Origin of the sequence: Nostoc sp. KVJ3 (assembly GCF_026127265.1) — a bacterium.
In the GTDB taxonomy this organism is placed as follows: Bacteria; Cyanobacteriota; Cyanobacteriia; order Cyanobacteriales; family Nostocaceae; genus Nostoc.
Map to the genome: position 1 here is coordinate 2,364,933 of NZ_WWFG01000001.1, position 17,295 is coordinate 2,382,227.

Here is a 17,295-nt window from a genome sequence, read left to right on the forward strand (position 1 = left end):
GCCCACCAAAACCATAATCTAGTGAACAATGGTTTAGCCTACTTGTATTTCAAAAATACCATGAAACTATAAACATTATCCTAAAAATATCTAACTGTTTGTATTCTTGAGATAATTAAATGCCAAAAATATCAATGTATAACCAAATCAATTCACTCACTTCTCTGCGCGGTATTGCAGCTTTGGTTGTTGTTGTACATCATTTCTCATATTACACTTTACCTAAAACTGGTTCAACTTTATCAGCATATAGCGATTTTTTTCGGAATGGATATTTGTGGGTTGATTTTTTCTTCATTCTGAGTGGTTTTATCATGACCCACGTTTATATTGGAGATTTTTCATTCAGAGTTAATTCATCTAACTATCGCTCATATTTATTCTCGCGTTTTGCCAGAATTTATCCTCTGCATATATTTGTTTTATCTCTATTTATTGGATTAGAAATTGCAAAAATATTCTTACTAAATAATTCTGCTTTTACTGGTAAATTTAACTTAACTGCTCTTTTTGCTAATATTTTCCTTCTCCAAGCATTTGACTTAAATTGCCCGCCTTTGTTTTGGTGTGATACTTATTGGAATGAGCCAGCTTGGTCAATTAGTGTAGAGTTTGTTATTTACTGCATATTTCCATTTCTCTTGTTTTTTTTATTAGGGAAGAACGAAAAAAATGATTTGATTATTTATATCTCTGTTCTCCTCAGTATATTACTACTAATTACCTTTACCCGTGGAAATTTAGATAGTATTATTGGCATACCTTCCATAGCTAGATGCGGGCTAGAGTGCATACTCGGGATTATAACTTACAAAGTCTATCGCAGAGGTAATTATAAAAAATATTTTAATCTTAATTTACTAGCAATTATAGCTATAACTTGGATAATTCTAATCATGAATTACTACTGGACTTATTGGCGTAGTCTTCATGATTGGCTAATCCTACCAGCTTTTTCTCTACTAATTTTAGCTGTATCGATCAATAATAGTGGCGTAATATCAAAATTTTTAAATTCACGGTTAATGCTGTACTTCGGGACTATATCTTACTCGATTTACATGGTTCATTGGTTTGTTCAAGAATTGTTAAAAACATTATGGATTTATAAATTTCACCATACTTTTGGCAAAAGATTCACAGAATATGAAGCCTTGACATCTCTAGGAGTATTTCTTATGATTATCATATTGGCTGCATCATTGACATATAGATTTGTAGAAGTTCCTATGCGTAATTATTTAAAATCCACAATCTTGGCTAAACAATGAATTGAATACCAATACTTTGTCAAGAAAGATTTAAATTTAACTTTGAATAAACTGAGTAAATAATAGAGTTTTATGAGCTTATTGCCTGTAGATTACCAATCCAGATTAACTGCGGTTGATTTTGATCCATTTGCAAATGGAGAATTACTTTTAACCGCCCCTGCCACAGAATCACAAAAAGAAATTTGGGCTTCTGTGCAAATGGGGGATGCTGCCAATTGTGCTTATAATGAGTCCCAATCTCTGCGACTAAAAGGCGAACTTGATGTCAAAGTTTTCCAGTCTGCGGTGGAAAAATTAGTACAACGTCATGAAGCACTACGGACAACTTTTAGCACGGATGGCAATACACTCTGCATTGTTGCTTCTCGGCAAATTGAAATCCCTATTATTGATCTTTCTAACCTGGAACCACAGGAACAACAGGAAAAATTAGCTAGTATCTTGCGACAAGAGGTAGAGCAACCTTTTGATTTGGAACATGGCCCCCTATTTCGGGCAAAAATTGTCAAATTGCAGTCGCAGGAGCATCTAGCCACTTTGACAGCCCATCATATTATTTGTGATGGTTGGTCTTGGGCAGTGCTGATGCCAGATCTGGGTAAACTTTATTCTGGCTTGCAACAGGGTATTGTTCCTGAATTGGAAGAACCAGACAATTTAAGTGAATATGCGATTTTGCAGGAAGAAGAGGCGGATAGTCCAGAAGCGATCGCCACAGAACAATACTGGTTACAACAATTCGCTGACTCTGTACCTGTACTAGATTTCCCCTGCGATCGCCCCCGTCCACCACTTAGAACCTTTAACGCTGCCCGTGAAGATTGGCATTTAAATCCTGAATTAGTTGCCAACCTCAAACAACTAGGGACAAAACTCGGTTGTAGCTTTATGACTACTATCCTGGGAGGATTTGAAGTTTGGCTGCACCGTCTGACAGGACAAAACGACTTGGTTGTTGGTATTCCAGCCGCCGGACAAGCTGCTTTGGGTCAATATAATCTCGTAGGTCACTGTGTAAATTTACTACCTTTGCGTAGCCAAATTAATGGCGAAAAATCTTTCAGCGACTACTTGCGATCGCGGCGATCGGCTGTATTAGATGCTTACGATCATCAACAATTTACCTTTGGTAGTCTGGTCAAAAAATTAGTTCTGGCACGGGATTCTAGCCGGATTCCTTTAGTTCCCATTACATTTAATATCGATCAGGGTTTAGATAATGATAAACTCCGCTTCACTGGGTTGGAAGTAGAATTTTTCTCTAACCCCCGTGCCTTCGAGAACTTTGAACTGTTCATCAATGCTACGGAATTACGTGGTCAGATGACCCTGGAATGTCAGTACAACAGTAACTTATTTGACGCTGACACTATTCGCCACCGGATGGCAGAGTTTGAAACTTTGTTATTGGGTATAGTTGCTAACCCCAATCAAAGTATTGCTAAATTGCCAATTTTACCAGCAGTTGAGCAACAGTTATTAGCAACATGGAACGAGACACAAACAGACTATCCCCAAGATAAATCTATTCATCAGTTATTTGAGGAGCAGGTAGAGCGTACCCCCGATGCTGTGGCGTTGGTATTTCAAGAACAGCAACTCACTTATCGAGAGTTAAATATTCGCGCGAACCAATTAGCGCAATACCTGCAAACACTGGGAGTAGGTGCAGATGTTCTTGTGGGAATCTGCGTCGATCGCTCCCTAGAAATGGTAGTAGGTCTTTTAGGGATTCTGAAAACAGGTGGAGCTTATGTCCCCCTAGATCCGGGGTATCCGCAAGAACGTTTAGCTTTCATGCTTTCAGACACCCAGATCAAATTACTGTTGACCCAAAAACAGCTAATTGACAAACTACCTGTTCACAAAGCAAGTGTAATTTGTCTAGATACCGACTGGGATACTATCAACCAAACAACACCAGAGAATTTAATTAGTAATGTCAAGGCTGACAATTTGGCTTATGTAATGTATACATCTGGTTCTACAGGTCAGCCCAAGGGTGTTAGTGTTATCCATCAAGGTGTAGTTAGATTAGTTAAAGAAACTAACTATGTAAGCCTTACTGCCAAAGAAGTATTTTTACAAATTAGTCCCGTCTCCTTTGACGCTTCAACCTTTGAAATTTGGGGTTGTTTGCTTAACGGTGCAAAACTAATAATCTTTCCTCCCCATACCCCATCTTTAGACGAACTAGGGCAAATAATTCAGCAATATCAGGTGACAACCTTATGGCTAACGGCAGGTTTATTCCATCTAATAGTCGATGAAAAAATTGATGCTTTAAAACCCTTACGTCAACTATTAGCAGGTGGTGATGTTTTATCCGTTACCCACGTCCAGAAATTTCTTAACACAGTAGACAACTGTAAATTAATTAATGGTTACGGGCCGACAGAAAGTACAACTTTTACCTGCTGTTATGACATTGCAGCACCACTAAAGCCAGGGGCTTCTATTCCTATTGGCCGCCCCATTGCTAATACCCAAGTTTATATCTTGGACTCCCATTTACAACCCGTCCCAATTGGAATCACAGGTGAGTTGTATATTGGTGGCGATGGTTTAGCACGAGAATATTTTAATCGCCCGGATCTGACTACTGAAAGATTTATTGCCAATCCCTTTAGCCCAAATCCTCAATCACGCTTATATAAAAGTGGAGACTTAGCTCGCTATTTGCCAGATGGAAAGATTGAATACCTGGGTCGGATTGACAATCAGGTAAAAGTAAGCGGTTTCCGCATAGAATTGGGTGAAATTGAAATCGCACTTTTGCAATATCCGGTAATAAAAGAAGCGGTAGTAATTGTTCGAGAAGACGCTCCTGGTGAGAAAGTGCTGGTTGGTTATTTTGTGGCAGAAACTAGTCAAGATAACCCGCAAATAATCTCAGAATTACGGCGATTCTTGAAACAACAGCTTCCTGAATATATGGTGCCAAAGATTTTTGTGGCACTGGAAGCCTTGCCGCTAAATGCTAATGGCAAAGTTGATCGTCAGGCACTACCAAAGCCTGATTCTTTCCGTCCAGAACTGGAAGCAAATTATGTAGCGCCTCGTACTCCCATTGAGCAGCAGATTGCAGATATCTGGACACAGGTTTTAAATGTCAGGCAGGTTGGGATTTACGACAACTTTTTTGAATTGGGTGGATATTCTCTACTAGGAATTCAAGTGGTTTCTCGACTGCGCCAAGCCTTGCAAGTAGAAATCCTCATGTCCAATTTGTTTGAACTACCAACCATAGCAGATTTAGCTGAACGAGTGGAAACTCTGCGTTGGGCAACCCAAGGCGTTCAGGCTTCTGATAGTGAAACAGCTGATGATTACGAGGAAGGTGAGCTATGAAAACTTTAGATGAACTACTATCTGAGTTACGTCAGCGCGATGTCAAACTTTGGCTAGAGGGCGAACGCTTACGCTATCGAGCAGCGAAAGATAGTCTCACGCCGGAATTGCTCACCGAGTTAAAAATTCAAAAAGCCGAAATCATTAACTTTCTAAGACAAATTACTACAGCTGCCAATTCACAGATTCCCCCAATTGTCGCTTGTGAACGGAATGGCAACTTGCCACTTTCCTTTGGTCAGCAACGGTTATGGTTCCTTCATCAGTTTGAACCTGATAGTTCCTCAAATAATATGCCGGTTGTGGTGCGTTTTACAGGGAATCTCAATGTTGCTGTCCTAGAGGAAAGTTTGAGAGAAGTCGTCCGTCGCCATGAAGTTCTGCGGACAACTTTTCCAGCAGTGAATGGAAAGCCGACTCAAGTTATCGCCACCGATGTTTCCTTGACGCTGCCTATAATTGACTTGCGGCAAGTACCAGATGAAAAACGGGAGGCTGAAGCTCTCCTACTGGCAACTAAAGAAGCTCATCAACCCTTTGATCTCGCCAATGGGCCGATTTTGCGGTTGCTGCTGCTGCGATTGAGCGATCGCGAGCATCTGCTAATCTGGAATATGCACTGCATAGTTTGTGATGGAGCTTCTTCTGATGTATTCTATCAAGACTTCACTATCATCTATAAAGCATTGTCGGCTGGGAAAGCTTCTCCCTTAACTCCCTTACCAGTGCAGTATGCTGATTTTACCAATTGGCAATATCAATGGCTCCAGGGAGAGGTTTTAGAGTCACAGGTAAACTACTGGAAGCAAAAGCTAGAAGGCAATTTACCAATCATTAAGTTACCTTACGATCATCCCCGTCCTCAAGGTGTGCAAACTTACCGAGGCGATCGCGCCGCTCTGCTGCTATCAAAGACGCTGAACCATGCCCTGACAGACCTGAGTCAAAAATGGGGTGTTACCCTGTTCATGACTCTACTGACAGTGTTTGAGCTATTGCTATACCGTTATTCTGGACAAGAAGACCTACTGATTAGCTTTGCAAGTGCAAGTCGGGGACAAGTAGAAACCGAGCGGCTGATTGGATTTTTCTCTAATACTCTTGTAATGCGGGGTAACTTAGCAGGAAATCCAACTTTCCGACAATTGTTAGACCGAGTGCGTAAGGATTGCTTAGAGGCTTATAGCCATCAAGACTTACCATTTGAGAGACTAATTGAAGAACTTAGACCAGAACAACAAAGTCGGAACAGTTCGCCTTTATTTCAAGTAAAGTTCTCCCTCAATCCTCCTTGGTCAAATGGTCGTGGTATGGGAGCAGTGCAACTACCTGATTTGACTATCACTTCTCTATTTGGTTACATCTATCATGGTAAAACCAAATACGATCTGACATTAGTCTTGCGGGAACAGGATAATGGTCTGGGTATGGTATTTGATTACAATGCCGAGATGTTTGATGCCAGTACCATAAAGCGGATGTTGGGACACTTCAAAACTTTACTCGAAGGTATTGTTGCTAATCCCGATCAGCCGATTGCCGAATTACCCCTGTTGACAGCATCTGAACAACATCAATTATTGGTTGATTGGTATGGCAAACAGGCTGATTATCCCCAGAATACTTGTATCCATCAGTGGTTTGAGGCTCAAGCTAAACGAACTCCAAATAATATTGCAGCAAGTTTTGAAAATCAGCAACTAACCTATCAAGAACTCAACCAGCGTGCAAATCAGCTAGCCCACTATTTGCAAACTCTAGGGGTAAAATCGGGGGTACTCGTCGGTCTTAATGTAGAGCCTTCCTTAGAGATGATTGTGGGACTGTTGGGTATTTTGAAAGCAGGGGGAACTTACGTATCTATAGCTCCGACATCAGGGCAAGATAGTCTAGCTTTCATTTTAGAAGATGCCCAAATATCTTTAGTGTTAACCGAAAGCTCATTGGTTGAGAAACTCTCTGAGCATCAGGCACAACTTATCTGTTTGGATGATGATTGGGAAGAGATCGCCGTACACGCAAATGAAAATCCAGGATATTACATCACTGATCAGACTCTCGCCTGTGTGATGTATGTGTCCGGCGGCAATGGAAAACCCAATGGTATAGGCATTACCCACCATAATCTCGTCACCCACAGCCTAGCAATTAGTGACACTTGGGAGTTGACCCAGAGCGATCGCCTCCTCCTACTACCTAGTATCAGTTGCGATTCTTTCATTGAATCACTTTTCCCTAGTTGGATTACTGGTGCTAGCGCAATTATCCAGTCTCAAAAGCTACCAAACTCGACGGCGCAGTTTTTCCCATTCATTTCTCAACAAGAGATTACCGTTATTAATCTACCTACTTCTTTTTGGTATGAGTTAGTTAACGAGCCATCTGTATCTTCACAAACCTTGCCAGTCAGCTTGCGCTTAGTTATGGTTGGTGGTGAAAAAGTCTCACGCAATGCTTATTTAACTTGGGTAGAAAAAGTTGGCAAGCAAGTACGCTGGCTGAATGCCTACGGATCGCTAGAAACAACTTTAACCGCCACGGTTTACGATCCGGAAACTGCTACTGAAGCCAGTAACACTCGGTCAGAAATTCCCATAGGGAGAGCGGTCGCCAATACAAAAATCTACATTCTCGATCAGCGATCGCAACCCCTACCAGTTGGCGTTACTGGCGAAATCTACATCAGTGGTATTGGTGTTGTACAAGGCTACTTTAACCGTCCCGAATTAACATCTAAGAAATTTATCCCTAATCCCTTTAGCAGCGAATCCGGGTCATACCTTTACAGAAGTGGCGACTTTGGACGCTACTTAAGTGACGGCAATATTGAGTTTATTGGCCGCCGAGATAATCAGGCTAAAATTCGCGGTTTTCGGATTGAGTTGACAGAAATTGAGACGATTTTGGATCAATATCCAGGCGTGCAGAACGCTGTGGTGATTGCTATAGAAGATGTTTCTGGGGACAAACATTTAGTTGCTTATCTTGTTCCCAAACAAGACGAGACAATTGGGAGTGAGCAACTACTGAGTTTTCTCCAGCAAAAGCTACCTGAGCATTTGTTGCCTACCTTTGTCATAGTTGATTCTCTGCCGTTGAATGCTAATGGTCAAGTTGATCGTCAAGCCTTACTTGCTCTTAATCCAACTAATACTGAAAGAGAAAAAATATTTGCTACAGCAGAAAATCCATTACAACTTCAATTAACAGAAATCTGGGAAAATGTTTTAGGAATTCATCCGATTGGAATAACAGATAACTTTTTTGATTTGGGTGGACACTCACTGCTGGCGGTACGTCTGTTTTCTCAGATTGAAAAGATAGTAGGCAAAAATCTAGCTCTATCTATCCTTTTACAAGCCCCAACTATTGAGCAGTTAGCTAATATTGTTGAGCGAGAAATATGCTCAAAACCTGGGATTGCGGCGGTGCCAACAGCTGATGTCAAATCTGAAACATCGATTCCTTGGTCATCTTTAGTAGCTATTCAACCCAACGGTTCTAAGCCTCCTTTCTTCTGTGTACATGGCTTGGGTGGAGAAGTTCTACGTTTCCGTGAATTGGCTGTGCATTTAGGATCAGATCAACCATTTTATGGACTACAACCACAAGGGTTAGATGGAAAACAGCTTCCTTATACCCGAATTGAAGACATGGCAGCGCACTACATTCAACAAATCCAGACTATTCAGCCCCATGAGCCTTATTTAATCGGTGGATACTCCTCTGGGGGTTTAATTGCTTACGAGATGGCTCGGCAATTGGCCATACAAGGTAAGAAAGTAGCTTTGCTGGTTCTATTTGATACTTATGGATCAAAAAACACTGAATCTCTATCATTGCAAAAGCCAGCCTCTCGTGATTGGAAGAGTCTTTTAGCAATTGCATCTAACTATCTTATTGAGCAGGTAAAAGGAAATACAGAACGGTTTAAGTATCAAATCAAAGAGATACTCTGGCGGTTTGTCTTTCACTTTCACCTGATTCTTGGTCGCCCCCTACCTTACTCCAACCGGAAATACATGGTGGAAAATGCCACTATACAAGCGCTAAGAAAATATGCTTTACAAGTTTACTCAGGTAAAGCAACCGTATTCCGAACAGAAGATGGTCTTGTAGTTGAACAACGAGAAGCTGATTCCAAAATGGGTTGGGGTAAATTGGCATTAGGGGGAGTGGATATTTATGATATTTCTGGGATTCATAATTCCATTTTTAAAGAACCCTATGTACGATCTGTGTCTGAAAAAATGAAATCTTGCATAGATCAAATTATTGCAGAAACCTGAATCTTTCTAAACTTATAGGAAATATGTAACTAAGTGAGTTACAGAACTTAAGTCTATAAGCCAGATATAAAGCCTATTTTGCTTCTGACTCTTTGAATTTCGTTACCAGCTTAAAGTTATTTCTAAATTGTGCTTTAGTGATAGCTTTCCAACTTCATCTCGCTTGCGGGATGGGGTTGTTTTATTTGCGGGTAATAACTTCCACTGGCGGCTTGATATATTTGTAAATGCGATCACTAATGAAGCCTTTGCATAAACCATAAGTTGGACTTCGCTCAGTCTATTTACTGAGATATTACCCTGATTTACACAATTAATTTGAAGATTTAGCCAATGGTGGTAATAAAAATTACAACGATCTGATTGTGCAGGTAAGTTTTAGTGTCACTATTACTTAGTATAAAAGACGAGTAATTACTTAGTAAAATAAAACAACCTCACCCTGTAACTGGGATGAGGTTGTTTTATGCATAGTGATTAGATGGACTCGCTATTAATTAAACTAGTGAATTTACTGAAGGCAGTTATTGTCTTTCCTTCATAAATTTAATAGTTGATTCCTCTAGGGTGACAAAAAATCTTCACCTTTACTTTTCCAGTTAATTTTTATTAAATTAAGCTAACAAAAAAGTGATGGAGAATTCTTTCATAATCAGGTATGGGTTCTGTTTAACGAGGAAAGCTCCTGTCTTTCGCCATTAGTGATATTGTCAATCCCTATATTCAAGAATTAGTAAAAAATAATTCAGAAATTTAAAGTTTGTTTTATTACATAATTCTTAACTAGGGTATTTACTTAGGAAAGCATCTGTGATATTTTGATGTTGATTATCATAAATTAAAATATGCAAGGCTAAATTTAACAGCCATGTTTATGTGTATTGGTTTGATGAGTATCCATCTTGCCTATTTACGATGCTTAAATATTGATTTTAATTTTGTATAAATTATGTGGCGTTAACCAAGTGATAACTTGTCCTCGATCTATTTACACTATGCTTTGTTTTGAACTAGACATAACAGTTGTAAGCGGATGAGATGAATGTCGGTCTGCAATTAGACGAACCGACTCTCTGTGTTTTTATATATTTAGACACACTGAATGTCATAGAAATCTTACTGCTGCTGGCATAAAAACCAACACTACCACTGTTAGTAACAGATACTCACTAATATTTTTGGCTGTATTCGTCAATTTTACCTTCGACTCGTTTGATATGACTTATATTAAGAACACTTTTTCCGAATTTCTCACTACCTTAGAGGGGTTTGAGCAGTTACCAGATGGGGCGATCGCTAATCTATCAGAACAACTGCAAGCCTGGCGCTATCGCATCGGTCAGAAAATCATCGGTAAAGAAAGTCTCCCGGAGCGGATCACGATCATTTATGAAGGACAAGTGCGCCTATTGGGATACGATCCCCAGACGCAAATGCCAATTACCCTAAAATTGCTGCAACCGGGTGAAATTATCGGCGAAATTGGTTTATTACGCAATGTCGCCTGTGAAACTGCGATCGCCTCCACCGAAGTAGTATGTTTAACCTTGAGTGCATCAGCATATTTTAACTTTCTCGCTTCCTACCCAGCTTTTGCCGAAGCCCGCAAGAACCGCAGTTATTTGATGGAAGTTTTCGAGATTCTCAGTTCCTATTGGCAAAAGCAAGCGATCGCTACTTTAAATCTGAGAGAACTCACAGAAAACGCCTTACCAAAGGCGAAAATCCATTACCTACCACCAGGAAAAACTACATTCAACCAACTGGATAGCGAAAGCGTCTGGTTTGTGAGTGGTGGTGGTACAGTCACAAATTTATCACCTGGCGATCGCCTAGAATCAGACAGCGACAGAGACAAGATTCAGGTTATAGGTCAAAACCCCGCCCGGTTGGTTGGTATACATCCGTCAGATTTGATATTAGAAGATAGTCATCAGATAGTACTTGCGGTAAATGACACCCAATTAGATAGCCAAGATGAGGATACATTAGATATCCCCTACGCATCAGACGAAATAGTTCCCCAGACAGCCCCCGACACCTCAAAGAGTTCATCAAAACAAAAATACCCGTTTTTTAGTGGTAAGGGAGAATTAAATACAGCCTTCGCCTGTTTCCAAATGATCGCGAAGCACCTAGAAATGCCGTTTCGTCGAGAAGTAGTTCGCCGCATCTTAACTGAACAAGTCAAGCGTCAAGGTACTATATCGTTTCAAGTTACCGCTTACTTGGCAGAGTCAATCGGACTGAAAGCGCAGTTGGTAGATATACCAATCGCCTCAATTACGCGCATTCCTACACCAGCATTGATTCGCTATGGTGATAATTTTGCAGTTTTGTATGCAGCAGATGCAAATACCGTAGTTGTTGGTGTCCCATCCAAAGGAATTGTGCGTTGTAAACCGGCTCAATTGGTTGAACAATTAGATGTCGATCCAACTAACTTTCCACCCCAAGCTAGAGTCTTACTGCTCAGTGCTACCAGCGAAACCCCCCAAGAACGCTTTAGTTTACGGTGGTTTCTGCCCTACTTGTCGAAGCACCGTCGAGTATTGATAGAGGTCTTTATCGCTTCCTTCTTCGTACAGTTGGCAGCGTTGGCAAATCCTCTAGTCGTGCAGTTAATTATCGACAAAGTTATCACTCAAAATAGCATTGGAACCCTACATATTTTAGGGATTTTGCTATTAGTAGTCGGTATATTTGAAGCAGTATTGACTACTTTAAGAACCTACTTGTTTGTTGATACCACAAACCGGATTGATATGGGTTTAGGGTCGCAAATTATCGACCACTTACTACGCCTACCCCTGCGCTACTTTGAACGCCGACCGGTGGGCGAACTTTCCACTCGCATCAACGAATTAGAAAATATCCGGCAATTCCTGACTGGTACGGCCTTAACGGTGGGGTTAGATGCTCTGTTTTCGGTGGTTTATATCGGTGTGATGCTGATTTACAGTTGGCAACTTACCTTAGTAGCCCTAAGCACGATTCCCGTGTTTATCATTGTCATCTTAATTGCTTCTCCCACCATTAGCCGCCAGTTACGTGCCAAAGCCGAACGCAACGCCGAAACTCAATCTTATTTAGTGGAGGTGATGTCAGGAATTCAAACCGTAAAAGCGCAAAATATCGAATTGCGATCGCGCTTTTCCTGGCAAGAGCGTTACGCTCGGTTTGTCGCTGCTGGTTTTAAAACCGTTGTGACTTCCACCCTCGCTAATTCTACCAGTAACTTTCTCAACAAACTCAGCAGCTTACTCGTGTTGTGGGTAGGAGCTTATTTAGTACTGCAACAACAATTAACTTTAGGCGAATTAATCGCCTTTAGAATTATATCGGGTTACGTTACCAGCCCAATCTTGCGCTTGGCTCAACTCTGGCAAAGCTTCCAAGAAACAGCCTTATCTCTAGAACGTTTAAGCGATATTGTCGATACACCTCAAGAAGCAGAAACCGATCGCTACAATATTCCCTTACCGACCATTAAGGGAGCAGTCAAATACGAAAATGTTTCCTTCCGTTTTGGAACCACTGGGCCTCTACAACTTTCTAATGTCAACCTCGAATTTGCCCCAGGTCAATTTATTGGCATTGTCGGACAAAGTGGATCTGGTAAAAGTACAATGATGAAATTACTGCTGAGACTTTATGAAACCGAGTCCGGCAGAATTTTGATTGATGGTTATGATATTGCCAAAGTAGAACTTTATTCACTGCGACGACAAATAGGCGTAGTTCCCCAAGAAACATTATTGTTTGATGGGAACGTTCAGGAAAATATTGCCCTGACTAATCCTGATGCTACAACCGAAGAAATTATTGAAGCGGCTCAGGTTGCGTGCGCCCACGAGTTTATCATGAACTTACCCAACGGTTACAACACACGGGTAGGAGAACGGGGTTCTGCACTTTCAGGTGGACAAAGACAAAGAATTGCGATCGCCCGTTCTGTTTTACAACGACCAAAATTATTAGTTTTAGATGAAGCGACTAGTGCCCTAGATTACCCCACAGAACGGCAAATCTGTCTCAATTTAGCTAAAGCATTTAAGGGTGATACAGTATTTTTTATTACCCATCGATTAAACACTGTCAGTAATGCAGACATGATCGTTGTGATGGATAATAGCAGGGTTATAGAACAAGGTAGCCATCAAGAATTAATGGCTACGAAAGGTCATTATTATTACCTGTATCAGCAGCAAGATGTGAACTTGTAGTGAGTTATTGTTGGGGCATAGCATCAAATAATTTGAACAGTGCCCACCCAACAAAAAATCCAAAATCTAAAATCCAAAATCCAAAATCGTTATGACTCAACTTAATGGGAATCACCTCAACGGCAATCAGAAAAATGGAGTCAAGCAAGATTCATCCGTACTTACAAAACAACAGAAAGCGGCTCAAGCGTCTTTAATTAACTCAAGCGCTCAGGAATTTGAGCAATCAGTTGTCTTGCGCCAATCTCCAGTTTGGTCGCGGACAATCATGATTACTCTCATGGGGCTAGCCTGTTTTGGAATTGCTTGGGCTTATTTTGCCAAAATTGAGCAAGTAGTGCCAGCAACAGGGCAATTAAAGCCAGAAGGAACAGTCAAAGATGTTCAGGCTCCTGTTAGTGGAGTGGTGAAAACAGTTAATGTTAAAGATGGACAAGAAGTTAAACCAGGAGATTTGTTGCTAACTTTTGATTCCATCGCTTCCGTTGCCGAATTAAATTCTTTAAATAAAATTCGCGTTGCATTAATTAAAGAAAACCAGATTTATCGCCGATTGATGAGTGTAAGTAACGCCACAGGAACGGAACTGTTATATTTGCGCGGTAATTTACCACAAGAAACTGCTTTTCTGCTGAAAAGTCGGGCAGCCTTAGTAGCAGAAAATGACTTATTACGGACTCAATTAAGAAATTCTGGACAAGATTCTACACTCGGAATTGATGAGCAACAACGTCTCCAGGTTGCCAAAAAAGAATTAGATTCTCGGTCTGCTGCGGCAGAATTAGAAGTAGAAAAAACTAAGAAACAACTTAGTCAAAATCAATTTAAACTGGAAGATAGTAAATCAAGTTTAGCTATTCAAGAGGGGATTTTAGCTAAACTGAAGATATTATCAGAAGAAGGTGGTATTTCTCAACTTCAGTATCTCAACCAGCAACAAGAAGTACAAAACCGCACTGCGGAAGTAGCACAACTAGGTGAGGAACAAAAACGTCTAGAATTTGATATCCAAAAAGGGCAACAAGAGTTAAGCAATACGGTAGCTGTTTCTGATAAAAACATTTTGGATAAAATAGCTGATAACAAACAACGTATTGCCACAATTGATAGCCAATTCATGAAAGTTATCCTAGATAACGAACAGCGTTTGGCAGATGTCAATAGTAAAATCTCCCAATCACAATTAAACGTTAAATACCAAGAACTTCGTGCGCCTGTAGCTGGAACAGTTTTCGATTTACAAGCTAAAAATCCTGGGTTTGTAGCGACTCCAACGACAAAATTGCTGCAAATCGTCCCGAATGAAAAGTATATTGCTGAAGTTTTTATCACTAACAAAGATATCGGTTTTGTCCGCAAAGGGATGAAAGCGGATATCAGAATTGACTCCTTTCCTTACAGCGAGTTTGGCGATATCAAAGGAGAAGTTATTGGCATAGGGTCAGACGCATTACCGCCAGATCAAACACATCAGTTTTATAGGTTTCCGGCAAAACTCCGTCTAGATAAACAATCCTTAGTAATTAAGGGTAAAACCGTCAATTTGCAATCAGGTATGTCAATCAGTGGCAATATCAAAGTACGCGAAGAACGGACTGTGTTGAGTTTATTCACTGAGTTGTTTACCAAGCAAGTTGATACTCTCAAAGAGGTACGTTGAAATAATTCGTAATAACGCTCTCTATGGGGACATGATGTGATGGAGCGATCGCTATCTGGAGAATAATCTTCTTCAGAGGGCGATCGCTAAACATCCAATCTAGTCGCCCGATATTTGCTCTACGCTAATGCGGCTACCTTCTCTAACAAGCCCTGAAACAACCTCAAGCCATCACTATTCCCCAGTATGGCATCAGATGCCCTTTCTGGATGCGGCATCATCCCCAACACATTGCCCTGACGATTACAAATCCCAGCAATATTGTTCAGTGAACCGTTAGGATTCTCCCCTTCATAACGAAACACGACTTGCCCGTTATCTTCAATTTCTGTGAGAGTAGCTTCATCAGCATAGAATCGCCCCTCTCCGTGAGCAATGGGCAAAGTGATAACTTCACTACTGGTATAAGCTTGCGTCCATAAGAGATTGGTACGCTCAACTTTCAAGGGGACGCGATCGCAAATAAAATGCAAATCCCGATTTCTGGTTAATACCCCCGGCAAAAGTCCAGCTTCAGTTAATACCTGAAAACCATTACAAATACCGAGGACAAACTTACCTTTTTGGGCGTGTTCTACAACCTGTTGGATCACGGGTGAAAAACGTGCGATCGCACCGCAGCGCAGATAATCTCCGTAACTAAAGCCACCAGGGATAATCACGACATCCAAATCAGCAATGTCTGTTTCTTGATGCCAAACCATGCGAGTTGGTTGTAAAAGCAAATCTCTGGTTACATAAGCAACATCGCGATCGCAATTAGAACCGGGAAAAACAACAACACCGAATTTAGTCATTAGTCAAGGGGAGTGGGGAGGCAGGGGAGGCAGGGGAAGCAGGGGAAGCAGGGGAAGCAGGGGAAGCAGGGGAAGCAGGGGAAGCAGGGGAAGCAGGGGAAGCAGGGGAAGCAGGGGAAGCAGGGGAAGCAGGGGAAGCAGGGGAAGCAGGGGAAGCAGGGGAAGAAGTACTATTGATGCCCAATGCCCAATGCCCAATCCCTAAAATACCCCAGTTTGAGTTTCGACCTCAATTAATTCAAAGCGGTAATTTTCAATTACGGGATTTGATAGCATTTGGTCACAAATGCGATCGAGGTCTTGACGAGCCTTCTTCTCCTCAGTCGAGGTGATGGTGAGTTCAATGTACTTGCCAATCCGCACCTGTTCAACGTTATCGTATCCCAGTTGCTGAAGACCGGATTGTACAGCCACACCAGCAGGGTCTAAGACTGAAGGACGAAGCGTAACAAAAATTTTGGCTAGATACTTGGTTTGCACGGCTTTTGCTGAATGCTGCGATCGCTATACTATAACTTTCTGTTCCAACTGAGTGAAAATAAGATTACGAAGCAGTTAAAGTTAATTGATCAATTAACCCATCTAACAGCTTCAACTACAGTGGCATATTTAAATAATTGTCTATGAGAGCCATACGCACCCGCAGTCAAGAGCGTATTTTCAACCTACTGAAAACCATCAAAAAAGGCATTTCCGCCCAGGATATTTACGTAGAACTACGTAACACTAATCAGAGTATGGGTTTAGCAACAGTTTACCGCTCTTTAGAAGCCTTAAAACTCGAAGGCATGGTACAAGTGCGGAATTTGGCTAACGGTGAAGCCCTCTACAGCCTAGCCCAGCAAGATAAACATCACCTTACTTGCTTGCAATGCGGTGTCTCAATTCCGATTCATCAATGCCCCGTCCATGACTTAGAAGACCAGTTAGAATCCAGCCATAAGTTTAAAGTTTTTTACCACACCCTGGAGTTTTTTGGGTTGTGCAGCCAATGCCAGGTAAATCAAACTAATGAGATTGGTCAATAGTTATACCAATTCTATGTGAGGAATAAAGCGTGTTTTACTTCTGAATTCTGAATTTTGCTGTAATAAATGCTTTATTCAAACAAAATTCAACCAACTAAATACGTCTCCAACTGTTAATTGCCAATTTTCCAAAACACTCAAAACAGGTAAGATATCTTGATTTTCTTTTAATTCTGGTAATTTATTTGGTTCAAAAATCATGATTGACTCATCAACAGAATCAAGCAACCAACCTAGCTTTGCTCCATTTTGAATAGAAAAAGTAATTTTGCTAATAACTCGGTTAGGTGATTGTTCCGGTGAGAGAATTTCGATTATCCAATCTGGAGGAATCTCAAATTTATTTGTAATTTTTCCATTAGGAAGCAATGGAATTCTTTGCCATTCAAAAACTGCAATATCTGGTACTATTGAGCGACCTTCAAATGTACAGCGTAATTCAGGAAAGGCATAAGCTAATTTTTGTTGTTTTGCAACTTGATTTATGGCAGAAGCTAATTCAATTTGTAAAGTACTGTGTTCTCCTTGTGGCATAGGTTTTTGGTATATTTGCCCGTTAAAATACTCGCTTGCTGGTTTTGTTTCTGGTAGTTTTAAGAACTCTTCTACATTTATTACTGTGGTTGGCTGAATAGATAATGTCATAATTTTTAACTTATCAAAACTTGAT

9 protein-coding genes and 1 pseudogene are annotated in these 17,295 nt (G+C 40.8%); 7 read left to right on the forward strand and 3 right to left on the reverse strand.

Features of this window, described 5'->3' with window-relative positions:
• The first annotated feature begins 119 nt into the window (after positions 1–119).
• From GTQ43_RS09415 to GTQ43_RS09435, 6 genes and pseudogenes are all read left to right on the forward strand, one after another.
• Entirely contained in the window at positions 120–1,271 is a 1,152-nt protein-coding gene (locus GTQ43_RS09415) for an acyltransferase family protein (protein WP_265272358.1), read from the forward strand.
• 72 nt (positions 1,272–1,343) lie between these two features.
• Complete coding sequence (locus tag GTQ43_RS09420) at positions 1,344–4,625, forward strand: non-ribosomal peptide synthetase (RefSeq protein ID WP_265272359.1); 3,282 nt, start codon at positions 1,344–1,346, stop codon at positions 4,623–4,625.
• Positions 4,622–8,914, forward strand: a complete 4,293-nt coding sequence (locus GTQ43_RS09425) for an amino acid adenylation domain-containing protein (protein WP_265272360.1) — start codon at positions 4,622–4,624, stop codon at positions 8,912–8,914. Before GTQ43_RS09420 ends, GTQ43_RS09425 begins: the two co-directional genes overlap by 4 nt.
• Positions 8,915–9,234: 320 nt before the next feature.
• Positions 9,235–9,312: pseudogene (locus GTQ43_RS41730) on the forward strand (hypothetical protein); the annotation flags it as partial.
• 819 nt (positions 9,313–10,131) lie between these two features.
• The gene (locus tag GTQ43_RS09430; RefSeq protein WP_265272361.1) at positions 10,132–13,140 is read left to right on the forward strand and encodes a peptidase domain-containing ABC transporter; all 3,009 of its coding nucleotides are present in this window, start codon (positions 10,132–10,134) and stop codon (positions 13,138–13,140) included.
• Positions 13,141–13,231: 91 nt separating this feature from the next.
• Positions 13,232–14,800, forward strand: coding sequence for an HlyD family efflux transporter periplasmic adaptor subunit (locus tag GTQ43_RS09435; protein WP_265272362.1), 1,569 nt, complete (start codon positions 13,232–13,234; stop codon positions 14,798–14,800).
• A gap of 119 nt (positions 14,801–14,919) precedes the next feature.
• Here the strand turns inward: GTQ43_RS09435 and purQ are convergent, their stop codons facing one another.
• Both purQ and purS read right to left on the reverse strand, forming a co-directional pair.
• Entirely contained in the window at positions 14,920–15,597 is a 678-nt protein-coding gene (gene purQ / locus GTQ43_RS09440) for a phosphoribosylformylglycinamidine synthase subunit PurQ (RefSeq protein ID WP_265272363.1), read from the reverse strand.
• Positions 15,598–15,798: 201 nt separating this feature from the next.
• On the reverse strand, positions 15,799–16,077 hold the full coding sequence (gene purS / locus GTQ43_RS09445) for a phosphoribosylformylglycinamidine synthase subunit PurS (protein WP_265272364.1): 279 nt from the start codon (positions 16,075–16,077) through the stop codon (positions 15,799–15,801).
• A gap of 143 nt (positions 16,078–16,220) precedes the next feature.
• Here purS and GTQ43_RS09450 point away from each other — a divergent pair, with 143 nt between their 5' ends.
• Complete coding sequence (locus GTQ43_RS09450; protein WP_265272365.1) at positions 16,221–16,625, forward strand: Fur family transcriptional regulator; 405 nt, start codon at positions 16,221–16,223, stop codon at positions 16,623–16,625.
• Positions 16,626–16,700: 75 nt separating this feature from the next.
• Here GTQ43_RS09450 and GTQ43_RS09455 read toward each other — a convergent pair whose 3' ends face one another.
• Entirely contained in the window at positions 16,701–17,270 is a 570-nt protein-coding gene (locus GTQ43_RS09455) for a Uma2 family endonuclease (RefSeq protein WP_265272366.1), read from the reverse strand.
• Positions 17,271–17,295 lie beyond the last annotated feature (25 nt).

Coding starts and splice junctions, on each gene's coding strand:
- GTQ43_RS09415 (WP_265272358.1), top strand. CDS start 120: ATGCCAAAAATATCAATGTATAACCAAATCAATTCACTCACTTCTCTG.
- GTQ43_RS09420 (WP_265272359.1), top strand. CDS start 1,344: ATGAGCTTATTGCCTGTAGATTACCAATCCAGATTAACTGCGGTTGAT.
- GTQ43_RS09425 (WP_265272360.1), top strand. CDS start 4,622: ATGAAAACTTTAGATGAACTACTATCTGAGTTACGTCAGCGCGATGTC.
- GTQ43_RS09430 (WP_265272361.1), top strand. CDS start 10,132: ATGACTTATATTAAGAACACTTTTTCCGAATTTCTCACTACCTTAGAG.
- GTQ43_RS09435 (WP_265272362.1), top strand. CDS start 13,232: ATGACTCAACTTAATGGGAATCACCTCAACGGCAATCAGAAAAATGGA.
- purQ (WP_265272363.1), bottom strand. CDS start 15,597: ATGACTAAATTCGGTGTTGTTGTTTTTCCCGGTTCTAATTGCGATCGC.
- GTQ43_RS09450 (WP_265272365.1), top strand. CDS start 16,221: ATGAGAGCCATACGCACCCGCAGTCAAGAGCGTATTTTCAACCTACTG.
- GTQ43_RS09455 (WP_265272366.1), bottom strand. CDS start 17,270: ATGACATTATCTATTCAGCCAACCACAGTAATAAATGTAGAAGAGTTC.